This window comes from Flavobacterium frigidarium DSM 17623, assembly GCF_000425505.1.
GTDB lineage: Bacteria > Bacteroidota > Bacteroidia > Flavobacteriales > Flavobacteriaceae > Flavobacterium > Flavobacterium frigidarium.
On record NZ_AUDO01000013.1, the window covers coordinates 15,042 to 35,176 of the forward strand.

Here is a 20,135-nt window from a genome sequence, read left to right on the forward strand (position 1 = left end):
TCTATCCAATTTTATAAGTCGTCACTTTCTAAAGTTCTATCTTTGCACGACTTTTAATTAGATCCATTTTTGAACCAAGAAGAAACCATAAGAACAAATTTCATTGTATGTACGCAATGCCAAGGTCGTGGCAAAAAAAGCAAAGGCCTTAGTAAAAATGTGCGCAAAAATCACCAAAATGCTTTACGACAGTATGAGCGTTCAGGTAGAAGTGATAGTGAACCTATTTTACCTAAAGCTCATTTATATGTTTGCTTGAGTTGCAACGGTTCTGGTATAGTGGAGTGCCAAGATAAACCTATTGCAGATGTTGCAAAGTTTCCTCATGTTGCTATTATTGGTGCCGGTATAGGTGGAGTGGCACTAGCAATAGCATGTTTGCATCGAAATATTCCATTTACTTTGTATGAACGAGATCAGAACTTTGAAGCACGATCTCAAGGATACGGCCTTACATTACAGCAAGCGACAAAAGCTGTTAAAGGTTTAGGAATAGCGTCATTAAAAGATGGGGTAATTTCGACTAAACACATTGTTCACAAAACGAATGGTGAAATTATAGGAAGCTGGGGAAATAGAAAATGGATTGCCGCAGAAGATGATTATTCATCAAAGCGAACAAATATTCATATTGCGAGGCAATCTTTGCGCCAAGCTTTATTAGAACAATTAGGCGACGACGACAAAGTATCTTGGGGACATCAATTGCTGGATTTTACCGAGTCAAAAGAAGGCATTTCATTAGAATTTAATTTTGAGGACCAAATTAAAAAGACCCATGCAGATCTTGTAGTAGGTGCTGATGGTATTCGAAGTATTGTTCGAAAAAAAATCATAGGGGATCAATACACCCCTTTACGGTATTTAGATTGCATCGTTATTTTAGGTATCTGTCCGTTAGCGGCATTAGATAATATTGAAAGTCCGCTATTGGATTCTGCTACAGTTTTCCAAACGGCAAACGGTAACGAACGTATTTACGTGATGCCGTATGACCAAAACACGGTAATGTGGCAACTTAGTTTTCCAATGACTGAGCAGGCTGCGATCGCATTAAGTTCAAAAGGTCCCAATGGCTTGAAAGCAGAAGCAATTAAGCGAACCAACTGGCACAGTCCCATTCCAGAAATTATCGCAGCTACTCCAGAGTATAAAATTTCAGGATATCCAGTATATGATCGCAAAATTCTAATAGAGGAGGATTTAAAAAGCCTTGGGAATTGCACCTTAATAGGCGATGCAGCCCATCCTATGAGTCCTTTCAAGGGTCAAGGTGCTAATCAAGCATTGCTAGATGCCTTGTCGTTAGCAAATACTATTTACAAAGTTTGTAACCAACCCAATCTTTGGGAAAGAGCCGAAATAAGAGAAACTATTTTAAAAGAATATGAGCGGGACATGCTATTGCGATCAGCTGTTAAGGTCAAGGATTCTGCAGCCGCCGCACAGTTTTTACACTCAAATGATGTGCTACGGGAAAGTGATGCGCCTCGTGGCAGCCGTTCATAGGACTAATAAAAAAATAATTTTCAAAAGTAAATCCTGCACAAACAAACATCTGATTACTATCTAAACTTCGCCAACGTTAAATATAGTATAAAGTCTTTACTGCTAAGTCTTCACTGTAATTTTTTTTCGAAATTTATGCTTAATTTAGAGTGATAATACAATCGCTGAACTTTCTCTTACACCACATTTTTAATCGTACACAATCTAATAAAGTTCAGGCATAAAATTAAATTATGAAAATCTACCCTACAAACATAAGAGAACAAGACCACTACCTTACAGAAAAAATCAAAGAGCAGTGCCAAAAATATTTTGTCCCCAATACCGTTAATGATTTGACTTTAGGTTTGTCAAATGTAACAGCTGCATTCTATGGCTTATCGCTAAAACATATTTCGACCGAATTTGGCAAAGAAGCAACTAATCGCATTTCGAAGAAAATATTTTATGATTTAGGAAAAATGAAGGCGATTCAATGTAGAGATAAAATGCCTGACTTTCCTTATGATACCAAAGCATTTGCATTAACGACAATCACGGCTATCTACACTTCAAATCCAGAATACGTTTTCACTATTAGTGAATTTACTCCTGAGAAAACAGTCTTAAAACTTGAAGGAGTTGACCGTTACTTGAAAATATTGAAAGAATTAAAAATTGAAGATCAAATCGAACTTCCTACTCTGCTAGGATTTATGGAAGGAATCAATGATGAACTAGCGCTAGATGCTGAAATCACCTACGAGATTGAGGTCAACGAGAAAGAAAATACAACCAATACAACATATACTTTAACAAAGAAATAAGCTTGCCATAAATCAAAAAAAAAGTCCGCTTTGAAATCATTTTCAAAGCGGACTTTTTGATAAATACTGGGATTAGAAACCGTAGTTTACTCCAATACCAAATAGTTCTTTTACTTGTACTCCTTTAATAGCGTTGTCATCATAAATTGCTTGCAATGCTACGTTAGCAGATAAATATTTGTTGATTTTCATGACCACATTCATTTGGTAATCGATATCAACATTTTGTGGATTATCAAGATAATTCGAATACAAATTCAGTCTGTTTTCGATAGAAACATTGCTCATCACCACAAATTTGTAATAAGCAGAAATACTTGCTCCAAATTCAAAACGTGAGGTATCCCCTTGTAATACACCAAAAGAAGATCCAAGCTCAGTAAAGTGACTGTGAACAAATATTGCTTTTGCGGCAGCTGGAGCAAAATTTACGCTTAAATTGTCATTCTTTTTCCATAACATACCTGGACCCACTTGAAAATAAGCCGGTGAGAAAAAGTGTGAAATGCGTGTACCATCTTTGTCTAAACCAGTGTCTAATTGACTCTTAAAATTAAAGTACGCAGAATAGTACCAGTTGCCTGACGCTTTCTTTCCCCATAATGAGTTCAATTCAAGTCTGTCATCTGTTTTTGCTGTTTGTTGGTCGCCTTTAATTTTACTCAAACCATAAGCAAGTATAAACTTATTGTCCCAAACGATATCCTCTTTCTTATAATTGAAATCGTAATTCAAACCAAAGTTTCCTGCAATGTTTGAGGTTCCTCCACCCAGCCATTGCTTGTTGTAAGATGATTGATTGAATAACAAGGAAATATTACCTTTCTTGGTCCATAATTTTGTTGAATCCTTTACAGCTTCTTCTTGTGCATTACTCACAAATATTGTGAAAACAAATAGGAGTGTTGCTAATGATTTTTTCATAGTGTTTGTTTTAAAAACACAAATGTAATTAAATATATTAAAGTGAAGTATTTTGTATAATACTGTTTTACAGATAGTTATTTAATTTATAATAGTATTTTACATACAGTAATTTATTTAAAAATGACAACTTAAATTAAGTACTCGATTTTAAATTAAAATTTCATTCCCAGAATTTAAAAACTTGACGTACAGTTATTTATAAAAATAAACTTGTGCAAAAGATGCTATGTTGTTGCTGTAAGAATTAATGAAAGAAGACTGAAATTACACTCAATTCAAAAGTTAATAAAAAGTTAATTAATTTTTAGACTAACTGTATAAATAATCGTTAAATAACCATTTTAAGAGTATAATGGATATGGTACTGAATAAAAATAGCGCAAATTATAATAGTGAAGCAATTGCTTGAATATTATAATTTGCGCTAGGATATATTACTTTGATTACAGCTTTGGAGCTTTGTAAAGTGGCACTGCAGAACATGCCTCGCCGTACATAATACTCCTTGCATATGTTTGTAAATTGCTTGCAGCAATAACATAAGCACGCATAGGAACTGGTTTTTTAGAACAACCTTTAATAATTACAGCCTTATTTTTATAAACGCTATAATCAACATTTGCTAGAAGACCTTCGTATAATGCTGCGTCAAGATCTTCTATAGTACCATTTACAATCTTTGATGCAAATGGTGCTAATTGTATGGTGACTAATATTGAAGCCCATGCAGGAACAATAGCATCAGTGCTGCAATGTATAGCTACAAGCTGATCTTGATATTGAGTCCAATCGTGATTTTTTAAATGTTCTCTAAAGTCTTTTTCCTTTAATAGAAAACCCTCTAAAAGCCATTGTGAAATATCGATTTGTGTACGTACACCCTTTGGATAATAATCTTCAAGATCAAAAACCTCAAGAGTACTACTAGCTACTTTATTTATTATTTCTTCCATCTCTTTTATGTTTAAAGTTTAAAGTTTCAGGTTTAAAGTTTTGCACGTATAACTTGACATCTCAAACTTGAAACTTTTTTAAAGCATTCCTAGTTCTAGTTTTGCTTCTTCACTCATTAAGTCTTTACTCCATGGTGGGTCAAAAGTGATTTCTACTTCGGCATCTTTTACGTGCTCGATAGATCTTACTTTATCTTCTACTTCCTTAGGTAAACTTTCAGCAACGGGACAGTTAGGAGAAGTAAGTGTCATTAAGATTTTTACTTCATAATCTGTATTTACCATAACATCATAGATTAAGCCTAATTCGTATATATCTACAGGAATCTCAGGGTCGTAAATTGTCTTTAATTTTTTTACGATCGCTTCACCTAATTGGTTTGTGTCTATTTCTTCAGTCATTTTTCTTATTTTTTATTTTAGAATATAAGCTTTAAAAGGGCTTATAAAGTAGCATCATTTTTTGCGTTAAATGCTAATGCATACATTTTGATATTTTTAATCATTGAAACTAATCCGTTTGCTCTAGTTGCAGACAAATGCTCTTTTAATCCAATCTCATCTATGAAACCCATATCAGCGGCGATTATATCGGCAGCTTTTTGATTTGAAAAAGTACGAATCAATATTGCGATAATTCCTTTAGTTAAAATGGCATCACTATCTGCAGTAAAAACAACTCTATCATCGTTTTGTTCTCCTTGTAGCCACACTTTTGACTGACATCCTTTGATTATGTTGTCTTCCGTTTTGAATTCGTCTTTAATAAGAGGTAAATTTTTGCCTAGGTCAATGATGTATTCGTAACGCTGCATCCAATCATCAAACATTGAAAATTCGTCTACTATCTCGTCTTGTATTTCTTTAATATTCATCGTCTTGTTTTGAAAATGAGTTAATTTTATTTACTAATTTTTTAATTTCGTACGGCGGAAAACCGTGATCAAAACTGGGAGATTTATAAGTGACACCTTTATATGTTATTTGCAAATTTGCAATAGCAGCACCATCATAAAATCGTTTCTCAGTAGGAGATTTTAAATCTTTGATCTCCTCTAAATCCACTTCTTCAAAAAGCGAAATGAGTGTTTTCCAATCTTCATCTGAAATTTTTTCAGGCTTAGTTTTTTCGTTTCCTGTTCTATCTTCTGTAATCGATACAAACTGCTCTTCAATTACTATTTTTTGGTAAAATCCTCTTGTATTTGCAACATATTCAATCACAGCAGTATTGATGTCTTGATCAGTTTTACTGTCACATCCTTTGCCCACAAACAAGGTTAGTATTAATAGGGAAATTAGTTTCATATTGTATAAATTAAGACAGCATCATTACCGCTTTTTTAATAGCTTCAATCATGGCGTCAATCTCTTCCTTGGTATTATAAAATGCAAACGATGCACGTATCGTACCAGGAATGTTAAAGTGATTCATAATAGGCTGAGCGCAATGGTGACCTGTACGAACAGCAATTCCTAATTTGTCAACTATCGTACCAATATCGTAAGGATGAATGCCCTTGATATTAAATGAAATCACAGAGGTTTTATTTTCTGCAGTTCCTACAATGTTTAATCCCTCAATCTCTAGTAATCTTTTGGTTCCGTACTCAAGCAATTCTAATTCTTGTGCTTGAATGTTTTCAAAACCTATTTCGTTCATATAATCGATGGCGGTTCCTAACACAATTCCTCCTGCAATATTGGGAGTTCCTGCTTCAAATTTAAAGGGTAGACCCGCATAAGTTGTTTTTTCGAAAGTCACCTCTTTGATCATATCACCACCACCTTGATAGGGTGGTAATTTATTCAACCAATCTTCCTTACCATACAAAATTCCTACTCCCGTAGGGCCACACATTTTATGTCCAGAAAACACATAAAAGTCACAATCTAATGCTTGTACATCAGGTCTAAGATGCGGTACTGCTTGAGCTCCATCTATTAAAACGGCTGCGCCTACTGCATGTGCTTTTGAAATGATTTCCTTTATAGGATTTACGGTTCCCAATGCATTCGAAATATGATTTACCGTTACAATCTTTGTTCGATCAGATAATAACTTATCATACTCTTCCATTATTAGCTCGCCTTTTTCATTCATAGGAATGACTTTAAGAACGGCCCTTGTTCGCTCACATAACATTTGCCATGGAACGATATTGCTATGGTGCTCTAATGCCGAAACGATCACTTCGTCACCCTCCTTTAATAGAGAAGTAAATCCGTTTGCAACGAGATTGATACCAAATGTTGTCCCCGAAGTAAAAAGCACCTCATGAGAAAACTTAGCGTTAATATGATTCTGTATTTTACCACGCGATATTTCGTATGCATCAGTTGCTAGCTGGCTCAAAGTATGAACGCCACGGTGAATATTTGCATTGATTTCCTGATAATATTTAGAAATTGCATCTATTACAACTTGAGGCTTTTGAGAGGTAGCTCCGTTATCGAAATACACTAATGTTTTTCCATTTACTTTCTCAGAAAGAATAGGGAAATCGGCTCTTATTTTTTGGATGTCTAGCATAATTATTTAGAAAAAATCTAAATACAAAAGTACTAAATATAAACCACTATGAAATTATGATATCCAAGTTTTTAATAGATTCTTAACGCTGATGTGAAATAATTTTTCATAAAAGTAATTGCTAATTTTATTTATGTCAGTAGATTGTTTTTTAATACATTGCATTAAAATAATAGTTCATGAAAAAAATTTTCAGATTTATTGGTATTGCTTTACTTCTTAGTATTTTTTATGTTGTTTTTACATCCTACCCTAAACTAGATTTAATTTCTGGCTTTGCAGCTAAGAGTATTGCTTCGGGACATTTTATTGATGGACGTTCACAAGAGATGATTGAAAAAGGGGACAATGACATCAAGCTTATAGATTTAGCTACAAATAAAATAAACGAGGCGGGGAAATTTGCGAAGGCATCAGTATATGGTTTGAAAGAACGCAAAGCTATTTACCGCGAAGGTCTAGGAGCTACTTTGATCGACGATGAGTTTGATGTGAATAAAGCGTATGAGATACCTAAACGAAATAAGGTTTCGAATAAGCTAGCCTATCCATACGGCGATCTAGATCACAAAGACACGGTGTTCTCGACTATAGATTACAACAAATTAAATGCGGCTGTAGCCAATGCTTTTGATAAGAAAGGAATTATAAATAAGAGAACGAGATCAGTTCTAGTACTTTATAAAAATAAGATTGTCGCTGAAAAATATGATGACGGATTTAACAAAAACAGTAAAATTCTGGGCTGGTCTATGACCAAAAGTATTACGGCTACCATTTTTGGTATTCTACAACATCAAGGGAAATACAATATCAATACACCAGCACCAATTGTTGAATGGAAAAATGATGATCGTAAAATTATCACTACTAGCGATTTACTGCACATGAACTCAGGTTTAGCGTGGAGTGAAGATTACACAGCTATTAGCGACGCTACAAAAATGCTGTTTTTATCACGCAACATGGGACGCATTCAGCTCGAAAAGGAAGTAGCTTATAAACCCAATACACATTGGAATTACTCGTCAGGAACAACAAATTTGTTGTCTTATATTTTGAGAAATCAATTCAAAACCCACCAAGAATATTTAGATTTCTGGTACTCGGCACTAATTGATAAAATAGGAATGCATTCTATGATTGTAGAAACCGATATGGCTGGAAATTATATAGGATCCTCTTATGCATGGGCAACAACACGGGATTGGGGAAAATTTGGACTACTGTACTTAAATAAAGGAAACTGGAATGGCGAACAATTATTTGATCAGAGTTGGGCCAAATATGTAGCGACTCCCACTGCTGGTTCAAATGGAGATTATGGAGCTCACTTTTGGTTGAATGCTGGCGGGCGTTATCCTGACGCTCCTAAAGATTTGTACTCTGCGAATGGTTTTCAAGGACAAAAAGTATTTATTATTCCGTCAATGGATTTAGTAATTGTAAGAATGGGTTTGACCGAAGATGCTAAGTTTAATGTAAACGGAATGTTGAAAGAGATTCTTGGGAGTTTTAAAAAGTAATGTTTATTCTTTAGCTCCTAGATAGTTTACAAAACTATTCCTCCTCGTTTGTCACGCTGAAAGCGTCTCTGCACCAAACGGTTCCATATGGGGATACAAAAAGCTTATAGATGAACTGAAATATATTCTTAGAAATCCTTACTAAACTAGCCCCGATAGCAGTGAAAATCCTTTTAATGTTTTTCTTAAAACAATAAAAGATTGTAACGAATAGCGGGAATAGCTCCTAAATAGCAATAGTGTTTCAAGATAGGTCTAAAAAGAGAAAGGGCACAAAGTTTACTACAAACCTTGCGCCCTTATTTTATAATGTACCTTTTGATTACAAATCAAATCCCATTTTCACACCTAATTTACTTGCAATAAGTTTAGTGATGCGTTGTTTCAATTCTGGTATTTTAATGCTTTCAATTACGTTGTTTGTAAAAGCGTACATCAACAATGCTTTGGCTTCTTTTTGAGGAATACCACGTTGTTGCATGTAGAACATCGCTGTTTCATCTAATTGACCAATAGTACAACCATGCGAACATTTTACATCATCGGCAAAAATCTCTAATTGCGGTTTTGCATTGATTGTTGCTTTGTCGCTTAAAAGAATATTATTACTTTTTTGGAATGCGTTAGTTTTTTGCGCTTCTCTTTCAACAAATATTTTTCCGTTAAAAACTCCTGTTGCGCGGTCAGAAAAGATTCCTTTATAATCTTGGTGACTTTCGCAGTTTGGCGTCGCGTGTTGCACTAGTGTATAGTGGTCTACGTGTTGTTTTTCACCAATGATTGTGATCCCGTTCAAGTAACTTACAATGCGCTCGCCAAAGTGGTAAAAGTTCAAATTGTTACGTGTTAAGTTTCCACCAAAACAGAATGTATTTACTGCTACACTGCTTTCTTGCTGTTGCGAAACGTAAGTATTGTCAATTAAATTGGCAGTGGCGTTGTCGTTTTGAATTTTGTAGAAATCTACTACAGCATGTTTTTCAGCAAAAATTTCAGTAACCGAATTGGTTAAAACTGGATTTTCGTTCAAGCTTTGGTGACGCTCAATAATTTGGACTTGTGCATTTTCATGAACAATCACTAAATTACGAGGTTGCACCATTAATGCTGCTTCATTACCTGTAGAGAAATACATGATTTCGATAGGCTTGTCAGCGACCTTACTTTTAGGAATATTGATATAAGCTCCTTCATTTGCAAATGCTGTATTCAAAGAGGTTAAGCTCTCTTCTTTATTAGCGATTTGGTTGAAGTATTTTTCAATTATCGTTTTGTATTTTGGCTTAGTCAAAGTAGATGACATCAAGCAAACATCAATTGCTTCATGTGTTGTTGATGATAAGTGTGAGCTAAATACACCATCAATAAACACCACTTTATAACTATCTACTTCATGTAAAAAATATTTCTTTACATCAGAATATTGTACGGTACTTTCCTGTTTTGGAAAAACGGTAAAATCATTTTTTAAGATAGCATTAAGCGAAGTATATTTCCAAGCTTCTTCTTTTCTAGTTGGAAACCCTTTGTTTTCAAAATTCTTTAATGCTGCTGTACGTACATCATGAAGCTCAGAATGCACATCAACGCGCTCTTCAAAAGCCATAAAAGACGATACTAATTTTTCTTTTAAATCCATTTTATTATAGTTTGTTTAAAGTTTAAGGTTTAAAAGTTTAAAGTTATATGGTGGTAACTTTAAGCTTTAAACTTCAAACAAAAATTATGCTTCCTGCTCTTGTTTTATCCAGTCGTATCCTTTTTCTTCTAGCTCATGTGCTAGTTCTTTTCCGCCTGATTTTACAATTTTACCATTGAATAATACGTGAACGAAATCAGGTACGATATAATCTAATAAACGTTGGTAGTGTGTAATTACTACAATTGCGTTTTTGTCACTTTTCAATTTGTTAACTCCGTTTGCTACGATACGCAATGCATCGATATCTAATCCAGAATCAGTTTCATCAAGAATAGCAATTTTTGGCTCTAGCATTGCCATTTGGAAAATTTCATTACGTTTCTTTTCTCCACCTGAGAATCCTTCGTTAAGAGAACGAGATAAAAACTTACGGTCAATTTCTAATAATTCAGATTTCTCACGAATTAATTTCAACATTTCGTTAGCTGGCATTTCGTCTTGACCATTTGCCTTACGCGTTTCATTGATGGCAGTTCTCATGAAGTTGGTAACTGAAACTCCTGGGATTTCTACTGGATATTGAAACGAAAGGAAAACGCCTTTGTGTGCTCTCTCATCTGGAGCTAGTTCAGCAAGATCTTCTCCTTCTAATGAGATTTCTCCTTCTGTTACTTCGTAGTTTTCGTTTCCTGCAATGATAGACGCCAGGGTACTTTTTCCAGCACCGTTTGGTCCCATTATCGCGTGAATTTCTCCTGCTTTAACTTCAAGATTAATTCCTTTTAATATTTCTTTGTCGCCTATTGAAGCGTGTAAATTTTTTATGCTTAACATCCTTTTTTAGTTGTTTAAAGTTTAAAGTTTAAAGTTTCTGTGTTTACTGAAACTTGGTTCCTTTAAAATCTTTCTTGTTTAAATATGATATAAAATTATTTATTTTTCCACTTAAATTTTCGAAGTCAGTTTTTAAAATTTCAAACTTAACAACGTCGATATAATTGTAATCTAGTACGCGGTATAATTGCGATCTTGTTTCTCCTGATGAGCCTTTAGCAATAGACAAAAACTGTCTAAATTCTAAATTTCCATTTCTTTCAAATCCTTCGGCAATATTATCCATTACAGAACCAGATGATGCTTTAATTTGATCTCTAAATCTGAAATCCCTCTTCAAATCTGTTTCTACAGTTATCAAGTGGATTTCTTTAGCGAGTCTTCTGGCTTCTTTCCAAATTTCTAAATCTTCAAAACGTGTAATTGTAGCCATTTATTTTTGTTTAAAGTTACAAGGTTTTCTTTGTTTATAGTTGAAAATCGTTTCCGGTTGCACAACTTTAAACCTTAAACTTTAAACTAATTTTTAACCAACACTTCCCTCAAGCGATATTTCCAATAATTTTTGAGCTTCTACAGCAAATTCCATTGGTAGTTTGTTAAGAACGTCTTTACTAAAACCATTTACGATTAAAGCGATTGCTTTTTCTGTTGGGATTCCACGTTGATTGCAATAGAAAACTTGGTCTTCACCAATTTTACTAGTCGTCGCTTCGTGTTCAATTTTGGCAGATGGGTTTTTACTTTCGATATATGGGAAGGTGTGTGCACCACAATTGTTACCCATTAATAAAGAGTCACATTGTGAAAAGTTACGCGCATTTTCAGCACGCGGACTTATTTGTACTAAACCTCTATAGCTGTTTTGTGATTTACCCGCTGAGATTCCTTTAGAAATAATGGTCGATTTAGTGTTTTTACCTAAATGGATCATTTTTGTTCCAGTATCTGCTTGTTGGTAATTATTAGTTACTGCAATCGAATAAAATTCTCCTACTGAGTTATCTCCTTTTAAGATACAAGAAGGGTATTTCCACGTCACTGCTGAACCTGTTTCTACTTGTGTCCAAGAGATTTTTGCATTGGTTTCGCAAAGTCCTCGTTTAGTAACAAAATTATAAACCCCACCTTTTCCTTCTTTGTTTCCTGGGAACCAGTTTTGAACAGTTGAGTATTTAATTTCGGCGTCATCAAGAGCAATTAACTCTACAACTGCAGCGTGTAATTGATTCTCGTCACGGCTTGGTGCTGTACATCCTTCAAGGTAACTTACATAACTTCCTGCATCAGCAACTAGTAATGTTCTTTCAAACTGTCCAGTTCCTGCTTGATTGATACGGAAATAAGTAGAAAGTTCCATTGGGCAACGCACACCTTTTGGGATATAACAGAAAGATCCATCAGAGAAAACAGCTGAATTTAAAGCTGCATAAAAATTATCTTTTTGAGGTACTACAGTTCCTAAATACTTACGAACTAATTCTGGATGCTCTTTAATAGCCTCAGAAATACTCATGAATATAATTCCTTTTTCTCCTAATGTTTTCTTGAATGTTGTTGCTACAGAAACCGAGTCAACTACGATATCCATGGCTACATTGTTCATCATTTTTTGCTCATCAACAGAGATACCTAACTTTTTATACATTTCTAAAAGTTCAGGATCTACATCGTCTAATGTTTTATTAGGGTCAACTGCTTTTGGTGCCGAATAGTAAGAAATCGCTTGAAAATCAGGTTTAGCATAATGTACGTTTGCCCATTCAGGCTCTGTCATTTCTTGCCAAGCACGAAATGCCTCAATACGCCAATCGGTCATCCATTGTGGTTCTTCTTTTCTAAGTGAAATGGCACGAACGATATCTTCGTTTAACCCAATAGGGAAAGTGTCCGATTCTAATTCGGTGTAAAAGCCATACTCGTATTCTTTGTTTTCGAGTTCGATTTTTAAGTCGTCTTCTGTGTATTTGCTCATTCTTATTTATAGATTTAAAGATATAGTAGTTCAAAAAATGAATGCTAATCTTTATTATAATTGTCTTTTAAAGTTGTAGTCTTTTTTATAAATAGCACTCAAATCTTGCGAGATGAGTGCATTATTTTTTTTGACTATAAAGAGAAACTCTCTCCGCATCCGCAAGTTCTTGTTGCGTTAGGATTGTTAAAAACAAATCCTTTTCCGTTCAAACCTCCTGAGAATTCTAATATGGTCCCAGCTAAGTATAAAAAAGATTTTTTCTCTACTGCAATAGTGATGTCGTTGTCTACGAATATTTTATCATCGTCACCTTTTTTATCGTCAAATTTTAAATCATACGATAATCCAGAGCATCCTCCGCTTTTTACACCAACTCTTACATAGTCTGTTGCAGCATCAAAACCATCGTCTTTCATTAAGTCGATAATTTTCTTCTTTGCAGTGTCAGAAACTTTTATCATGTTTTTGTTGTTTATTATTAATGCATTACAACTTAGAAAAATAAAACCAGCTCTTTAAAAATCAGCTAATTAAAGCGATGCGATTTTATGCTATGTTGATTTTGTCTAAATTAACTGCAAAGATACTATATAAAAACCTTTTTCCATAACGGATAACATTTTTATAACTTATTGTAAAATAGAGAGGACTTATCGTAACTCTTTCAAATAAATAACATATTTTTAACGGTTTTTAACTTACAAATTTTTAACCAACATTAATTTTAACCGTTTATGGAAGATTTTTTAACAAAGAAAATGACTTATAATCTTGATTTTAAAGGAAAAGGAGGAGACTTTTTCGGGATTATAATTGTTAACTGGCTTTTAACTATCGTTACTCTAGGTCTTTATTATCCTTGGGCAAAAGCCAAGACATTACAATTTCTTTTTGGACAAACGACTTTGAACGAAGATGCTTTTGCATTTCATGGAACAGGAAAAGAGATGTTTAAAGGCTTTATTAAGGCGATACTATTGTTTATTTGTTTTGGAGTTATTTTTGGTATTTTCATCTATCTAAATATGCCCATCGTAGGACTATTGTTTTTTTATGCAGGTTTAATTGCCATTATGCCTATCGCAATTCATGGTTCTTACCGTTACCGCACATCACGCACCTCATGGAGAGGAATTCGTTTTGGGTATCGCGGTGACCGAAAGGAGTTCATTGGTTTGTTTTTTAAATGGATCTTTTTTACGGTTATAACTCTAGGAATTTATGGACCGTGGATGATCATTAATCTTAGAAATTATATTATTAGTAATATCCGTTTTGGAGATGCAAGATTAGATTATGAAGGTGACGGAGGCGATTATTTTATAATGAATATTAAAGGCTATTTCTTGAGTTTATTCACACTTGGAATATATATGTTTTGGTGGCAAAAAGACATTTTTAATTATTATGTAGACCATTTAAGTATGCATAAAGATGACAAGCAAATTGGCTTTTCATCTACGGCTACAGGTGTTGATTTTGCGGGATTGTTTATAACAAATTTTCTATTGCTTATTTGTACACTAGGCCTTGGCTATGCATGGATGGTTACACGCACTATTAAATTTATGTGTGATCACATCGAGTTAGAAGGTAACATTGACTTAGACACGCTACATCAAACGGAAGCTAACTTTAAAGATGCGACAGGCGATGATATTAGTGATTTTCTAGATCTTGATTTTATAGTATAATTTATGAATCACCAAGCCGAAGCTATTTTATATGATGGGAAATCATCTGTACCTCAAAATATAACTATTCGTTTGAATAAAAATAGGCATAGTTTTACATTTGAAACTGCTGCTATTTCTAAGAATGAATGGTTTATCAAAGATGTCATTTTTGAGACTTATGATGGTGGTTTTCAAATTCAATTTCAAGGAGAGGATGCAATTGAAATTATCAAAATTGTAGACGTTGCTTTTATCAATCACATCAAGGTTTTTAGAAAAGAAAATGGTCACGAGAATTGGTACGAACAATTAATCAACTATGGTTTTAAAATGCACATGGTTTTAGCGCTGATAATATTTGCGTTAATTGGTTTGACCTATATCTATGTGATTCCATGGTTTGGAGAAAAGTCAGTGGCTATAATTCCTGAAAGTTATGATGATAAGCTGGGTAGTACTTTTGTAGAGCAGAGTTTGCTATTCTCAGAGGTAGATTCTGATAAGACAAAGTCCCTTAACGCTTTCGCGAAAGAGTTGCAGCTTAACAATACAAAACCATTGCATTTTATCTATGTCAATGAAGATGTTGTTAATGCATTTGCCTTGCCTAATGGAACTATTGTAGTCTATTCTGGAATTGTAAATAAAATGAAAAATTATGACGAATTGGTGGCATTATTAGGTCATGAGTCAGTGCATGTGAACGAAAGACATTCGATGAAAATGCTATGCCGAAACCTCTCTGGATACATTTTTATCTCTGCTATTTTAGGGGATGCAAATGGAGTAATGGCTATCATTGGTGATAATGTTAATAGCTTACAATCGCTTTCTTTTTCGAGAAAATTTGAAGAAGAAGCTGATTTAAAAGGATTTCAAATTGTGACTCAAAACAAAGTAGATCCTAAAGGAATGTCAAATCTTTTTAAAAGATTAGAATCTAATGGATCTATGTCGATACCTCAATTTTTGAGTTCGCACCCTATTACTAAAGAGCGCATGAAGTACATTAACGCACGCAATATTAACAAGAACTACACTATTCAAGAAAATGCAAAATTAAAAAAGTTGTTTTTAAAAATGAAACAGTAATAACTTTTTATCGAAATATCAAAGTCACAATTTCTAGTGTAATAGCGGGTTATTGTGACTTTTTTTTTGTGGCTAATAAAAGTTAAAAAAAAGGTCATTCCGTTAGAATCTGTTATATTTGGTTATTAATGTCTCTAAAAAACAAACAATGAAATTATATCCTGTAGAAACCGGAAACTTTAAACTTGATGGAGGAGCGATGTTTGGTGTAGTGCCTAAAACCATTTGGAATAAAACCAATCCTGCTGATGCCAATAATTTAATTGATATCGCTGCACGTTGCTTGCTTATTGAAGATGGTAACCGATTAATTTTAATTGATACCGGAATGGGAGACAAGCAGTCTGAAAAGTTTTTTGGATATTACTCCCTATGGGGTTCTCATTCTATGGATGCATCATTGGCCAAATATGGTTTTCACCGAGACGATGTAACCGATGTTTTCATGACGCATTTGCATTTTGATCATTGTGGTGGATGTGTGCAGTGGAATAGTGACAAAACAGGATACGAACCGGCTTTTAAAAACGCTAAGTTCTGGTCTAATGAAAGTCACTGGGAATGGGCAACAAAGCCAAACCCGAGAGAAAAGGCGTCTTTTTTGTCAGAGAATATTCTGCCAATGCAAGAGAGCGGACAACTTAATTTTATAAAGCGACCTGATGGTGATTTTCTAGAACAGTCTGAACTAGGTTTTGGAATCTTCTTTGCCGATGGTCACACCGAGAAGCAAATGATCCCGCACATTCAGTACAAAGATAAAACGATTGTTTTTTGCGCAGATTTATTGGCTACAGCCGGACATATTCCCATTCCTTATGTAATGGGCTACGATACAAGGCCTTTGTTAACAATGCCTGAGAAGACAAAATTCTTGAATGCTGCCGCAGATAATAACCATTATTTATTTCTAGAGCACGATGCGCATAACCAAATCATAACCGTGCAACACACTGAAAAAGGGGTGCGTTTAAAGGATGTTTATAATTGTGAGGATATCTTAAGTTAGTGTTAATCGTTTCTTTATTGTAACAAATTAAATTATTTTAGACAAATAATTAAACTAAATTAAATTTTTATACATGAATACCATTAAACCTATTTGTATTTCTGCATTTGCAGCCATTGTATTGGCAGGATGTGGAGCTCAAAAGCAAACAGTTTCTTTGCCTACATTACCAATGATTACTGCACCAATGAACGTTAAAAAAACGACTGCATTGACAGAAAATCAACTACAGCGCTGGAGTCACCTAGATATTGTAAATGATACTATTCCAGGAATGAGCGTTGATAGAGCGTATGCAGAATTATTGAAAGATAAAAAAGGCGTTCCTGTTATTGTGGGAATCGTTGACTCTGGAGTAGATATCGAGCATGAGGATTTAAAAAACGTGCTTTGGACAAATACTAAAGAGATCGCTGGAAACGGAATCGACGATGACAAAAACGGTTATGTTGATGATATTCACGGTTGGAATTTTCTAGGAGATATTACTAAGGAAAATTTAGAGTACGAAAGAATTATCAAAAACAAAACTTTAGTTGATGATGTAACGTATCAAGAAGCTAAAAAACTAAATGATGATAAAATCGCTGAGGCAAAAGTAAATCAAGAAAGATTAAGCGGAATGCTTACTGCAACAACTGCTGCAGATAAAATCATTGCTAAGCATTTAGGAAAAGACACTTATACTGTTGACGAAGTTAAAGCAATCGAATCTACAGATTCAACTATTTTAGAAGCAAAAGGAATGATGATGAGAATGCTTTCTTTTGGTCTACCCGTTGTAGATTTGAAAAAAGCAATTTCAGGAGATCTTGAAGGGATGACTACTTTGCTTAACGGAGACAATTTAAAACAAAATTATCGTAAAGTATTAGGTGATAATCCAGATGATTTCTCAGACAATAAATACGGTAACAATAATGTGATGGGACCAGATAAAGAAGAAATTCTTCACGGGACTCACGTTGCTGGTATTGTTGCACAATCACGTTACAACAATTTAGGAGGTGACGGTGTTGCTAATAATGTTCAAATTTTAACTGTTCGTGCCGTTCCTGATGGAGATGAGTATGATAAAGATATTGCATTAGGAATTCGTTATGCTGTAGATAATGGTGCTAAAGTAATCAACGGAAGTTTTGGAAAAAGCTTTTCTCCTCATGCACAATGGGTTTATGATGCTATTAAATATGCTGAGGAAAAAGATGTACTAATTGTTCACGCGGCAGGAAACGATGCAAAAGACATTGATACTTACAACAATTATCCTAACGATTCTAAAGATAAGAAAACAGAATTTGCAGATAATATGATTACTATTGGAGCGTTAAATTTTGAGTATGGTACTAAGGTAGTAGCTAGTTTTTCAAACTATGGTAAATTAAATGTTGACGTTTTTGCACCTGGAGTAAAAATTTATGCTACAACACCTAATAATACTTATAGATACTTACAAGGAACATCAATGGCGTCGCCTAATGTTGCTGGAGTTGCTGCTTTAATTCGTTCGTACTATCCTGCTTTAACGGCATCACAAGTAAAACACATTTTAATGGATTCTGGTGTAGCTATTACAACAAATGTAGTTGTAGGTGGTAACCCTAAGGACAGTCGTTCATTTACAACATTGTCTCAATCAGGGAAAATAGTAAATGCTTACAATGCGCTATTAATGGCAGAGAAAATGTCAAAAAAATAATCCTTAACAAGTATTAATCAAATGGAAGGGCGTCAAGTTCTTCCATTTTTTATTTTATAAATAGATGAAAAAATTTCTACTAATTTCATTTCTTACAGTGAGCGCAGCATCGCTTTCTGCTCAAAGTTCTAAGTATTGGCAGCAAAATGCCGACTATAAGATGGAGGTAACGATGGATGTAAAAAACTATCAATACCAAGGAACACAAGAATTAGTGTATAGCAATAACTCTAGCGATACACTTAAAAAAGTATATTACCATTTATTCAACAACGCTTTTCAACCGGGTAGTGAGATGGATGCAAGATTGCATAGCATTAAAGATCCTGATGGTAGAATGGTAACCAAAACTAAGGTCGATGGACAAGATGTAAAAGTAAGCCGTATCGAAAGTTTGAAGCCAGATGAAATAGGGTATCTTAAAATTGCAAACTTCAAGCAAGATGGCGCTACAGCAGTAACAAAAGTGGCAGGAACAATTCTTGAAGTAACTTTGGCTAAGCCAATTTTACCCAACACAAAATCAACGTTCACTCTTGATTTTAACGGTCAAGTACCAGTACAAATACGTCGCTCAGGAAGAAATAACTCTGAAGGGGTAGCGTTATCAATGTCTCAATGGTATCCAAAGTTGGCCGAATTTGATTTTGAAGGTTGGCATGCTGATCCGTATATCGCAAGAGAATTTCACGGTGTATGGGGTAATTTTGATGTGACAATTAACATTGATTCAGCGTATACATTAGGTGGTTCAGGATATTTGCAAAATCAAAACGAGATAGGTCATGGTTATGAAGATACAGGAGTTACTGTAAAAGCACCTAAAAAAAATAAAATGTTAGCGTGGCATTTTGTAGCTCCTATGGTACATGATTTTACTTGGGCTGCAGATAAAGACTATATTCATGATGTTGTAAAAGGACCTAATGATGTAGACTTGCATTTCCTTTACAAGAACTATCCAAAAACGGTTGAAAACTGGAAACAATTACAACCTATGATGGTAGAGGTAATGGATTTTTACAATAAAAATATCGGAGACTATCCTTATAAACAATATTCGTTTATTCAAGGTGGAGATGGTGGTATGGAGTACGCCATGTGTACTTTAATGTTAGGTAATGGGACGTTACAAGGAATCTATGGTACAGCGGTGCATGAATTAGGACACTCTTGGTTCCAGCACGTATTAGCTTCAAATGAATCTAAGCATCCATGGATGGACGAAGGTTTTACCACTTATATTCAAGACCTAGCAGTTAATGAATTATCTAATAAAAAAGTCGAAAATCCTTTTGAAGGAAATTATAGAGCTTATTACAGCTTAGTGAACTCTGGAAAAGAGCAAGCACAATCAACTCATGGAGATCGTTATGATGAAAATAGACCGTACAGCATTTCATCTTATGTAAAAGGAAGTTTGTTTTTATCACAATTGCGTTATGTAATTGGAGATGATAAATTAGCGGAAACAATCAAAAGATATTACCATGACTTTAAATTCAAACACCCTACGCCTAACGATATTAAAAGATCGGCTGAGCGTGTTTCTGGTGCAAATTTAGACTGGTATTTAATGGATTGGACTGAGACTACAAACACCATCGATTATGCTATAAAAGAAGTAACAGAAAATGGAGATCAAACAACAGTAAGTTTAGAAAGAATTGGTAGAATGCCAATGCCTATTGACTTATTAGTTGAATACGCTGACGGTAGTAAAGAAAGTTTTTATGTTCCTTTACGCATGATGAATTTCGAAAAAGAAAATCCAAATCCTGCGATTACCAGAACGGTATTAAACGATTGGACTTGGGCTGCTTCTACTTATGATTTTACCATTGCTAAAGCTAAAGGAACAATCAAAAAGATCACAATTGATCCTAGTGGATTGATGGCTGATGTAAAACAAGATAACAACGTGTACAAAAAATAATAATACAGATTACTG

The 20,135-nt window shown here is 34.4% G+C and carries 19 protein-coding genes; 8 read left to right on the plus strand and 11 right to left on the minus strand.

What is annotated here, in order from left to right; all coding sequences use genetic code 11:
* Positions 1 to 69 precede the first annotated feature (69 nt).
* On the plus strand, positions 70 to 1,509 hold the full coding sequence (locus tag H603_RS0109375) for an FAD-dependent oxidoreductase (RefSeq protein ID WP_026708352.1): 1,440 nt from the start codon (positions 70 to 72) through the stop codon (positions 1,507 to 1,509).
* Between the two features lie 233 nt (positions 1,510 to 1,742).
* Positions 1,743 to 2,315: a hypothetical protein gene (locus H603_RS16675; RefSeq protein WP_051219258.1), complete on the plus strand. Its 573-nt coding sequence runs from the start codon at positions 1,743 to 1,745 to the stop codon at positions 2,313 to 2,315.
* 72 nt (positions 2,316 to 2,387) lie between these two features.
* On the opposite strand, the gene H603_RS0109385 is transcribed toward H603_RS16675, so the two are convergent.
* From H603_RS0109385 to H603_RS0109410, 6 genes are all read right to left on the minus strand, one after another.
* On the minus strand, positions 2,388 to 3,239 hold the full coding sequence (locus H603_RS0109385; RefSeq protein ID WP_026708353.1) for a DUF3078 domain-containing protein: 852 nt from the start codon (positions 3,237 to 3,239) through the stop codon (positions 2,388 to 2,390).
* Positions 3,240 to 3,685: 446 nt separating this feature from the next.
* Positions 3,686 to 4,195, minus strand: coding sequence for a DUF2480 family protein (locus tag H603_RS0109390; RefSeq protein ID WP_026708354.1), 510 nt, complete (start codon positions 4,193 to 4,195; stop codon positions 3,686 to 3,688).
* Positions 4,196 to 4,273: 78 nt separating this feature from the next.
* Positions 4,274 to 4,597 carry an SUF system Fe-S cluster assembly protein gene (locus tag H603_RS0109395; RefSeq protein WP_026708355.1) on the minus strand — a complete coding sequence of 108 codons (324 nt, stop codon included), beginning with the start codon at positions 4,595 to 4,597 and terminating at the stop codon, positions 4,274 to 4,276.
* Between the two features lie 41 nt (positions 4,598 to 4,638).
* The gene (locus H603_RS0109400; protein ID WP_026708356.1) at positions 4,639 to 5,070 is read right to left on the minus strand and encodes a SufE family protein; all 432 of its coding nucleotides are present in this window, start codon (positions 5,068 to 5,070) and stop codon (positions 4,639 to 4,641) included.
* The gene (locus H603_RS0109405) at positions 5,060 to 5,503 is read right to left on the minus strand and encodes a hypothetical protein (RefSeq protein WP_026708357.1); all 444 of its coding nucleotides are present in this window, start codon (positions 5,501 to 5,503) and stop codon (positions 5,060 to 5,062) included. The genes H603_RS0109400 and H603_RS0109405 overlap by 11 nt, the downstream gene beginning before the upstream one ends.
* 10 nt (positions 5,504 to 5,513) lie before the next feature.
* Positions 5,514 to 6,728: an aminotransferase class V-fold PLP-dependent enzyme gene (locus tag H603_RS0109410; RefSeq protein WP_026708358.1), complete on the minus strand. Its 1,215-nt coding sequence runs from the start codon at positions 6,726 to 6,728 to the stop codon at positions 5,514 to 5,516.
* Between the two features lie 179 nt (positions 6,729 to 6,907).
* Between H603_RS0109410 and H603_RS0109415 the strand changes: the two genes are divergently transcribed.
* A complete protein-coding gene (locus H603_RS0109415; RefSeq protein ID WP_026708359.1) occupies positions 6,908 to 8,254 on the plus strand; it encodes a serine hydrolase domain-containing protein in 1,347 nt (448 codons plus the stop codon).
* Positions 8,255 to 8,576: 322 nt separating this feature from the next.
* Here H603_RS0109415 and sufD read toward each other — a convergent pair whose 3' ends face one another.
* The 5 genes from sufD to H603_RS0109440 form a co-directional block, all read right to left on the minus strand.
* Complete coding sequence (gene sufD, locus H603_RS0109420) at positions 8,577 to 9,893, minus strand: Fe-S cluster assembly protein SufD (RefSeq protein WP_026708360.1); 1,317 nt, start codon at positions 9,891 to 9,893, stop codon at positions 8,577 to 8,579.
* Between the two features lie 84 nt (positions 9,894 to 9,977).
* Positions 9,978 to 10,730, minus strand: a complete 753-nt coding sequence (gene sufC, locus H603_RS0109425; protein WP_026708361.1) for a Fe-S cluster assembly ATPase SufC — start codon at positions 10,728 to 10,730, stop codon at positions 9,978 to 9,980.
* A gap of 43 nt (positions 10,731 to 10,773) precedes the next feature.
* Complete coding sequence (locus H603_RS0109430) at positions 10,774 to 11,163, minus strand: four helix bundle protein (RefSeq protein WP_026708362.1); 390 nt, start codon at positions 11,161 to 11,163, stop codon at positions 10,774 to 10,776.
* Positions 11,164 to 11,256: 93 nt separating this feature from the next.
* On the minus strand, positions 11,257 to 12,705 hold the full coding sequence (gene sufB / locus H603_RS0109435; RefSeq protein ID WP_026708363.1) for a Fe-S cluster assembly protein SufB: 1,449 nt from the start codon (positions 12,703 to 12,705) through the stop codon (positions 11,257 to 11,259).
* Between the two features lie 134 nt (positions 12,706 to 12,839).
* On the minus strand, positions 12,840 to 13,169 hold the full coding sequence (locus tag H603_RS0109440) for a HesB/IscA family protein (protein ID WP_026708364.1): 330 nt from the start codon (positions 13,167 to 13,169) through the stop codon (positions 12,840 to 12,842).
* 273 nt (positions 13,170 to 13,442) lie between these two features.
* Between H603_RS0109440 and H603_RS0109445 the strand changes: the two genes are divergently transcribed.
* From H603_RS0109445 to H603_RS0109465, 5 genes are all read left to right on the plus strand, one after another.
* On the plus strand, positions 13,443 to 14,402 hold the full coding sequence (locus tag H603_RS0109445; protein WP_026708365.1) for a YjgN family protein: 960 nt from the start codon (positions 13,443 to 13,445) through the stop codon (positions 14,400 to 14,402).
* 3 nt (positions 14,403 to 14,405) lie between these two features.
* Positions 14,406 to 15,476 (plus strand): M48 family metallopeptidase, encoded by a 1,071-nt coding sequence (locus H603_RS0109450; RefSeq protein WP_026708366.1) that lies wholly within the window; start codon positions 14,406 to 14,408, stop codon positions 15,474 to 15,476.
* A gap of 148 nt (positions 15,477 to 15,624) precedes the next feature.
* A complete protein-coding gene (locus H603_RS0109455) occupies positions 15,625 to 16,485 on the plus strand; it encodes an MBL fold metallo-hydrolase (RefSeq protein WP_026708367.1) in 861 nt (286 codons plus the stop codon).
* A 73-nt stretch (positions 16,486 to 16,558) separates the two neighbouring features.
* Entirely contained in the window at positions 16,559 to 18,184 is a 1,626-nt protein-coding gene (locus H603_RS0109460; protein WP_026708368.1) for a S8 family peptidase, read from the plus strand.
* A gap of 64 nt (positions 18,185 to 18,248) precedes the next feature.
* A complete protein-coding gene (locus H603_RS0109465; RefSeq protein WP_026708369.1) occupies positions 18,249 to 20,120 on the plus strand; it encodes a M1 family metallopeptidase in 1,872 nt (623 codons plus the stop codon).
* Positions 20,121 to 20,135: the final 15 nt, after the last annotated feature.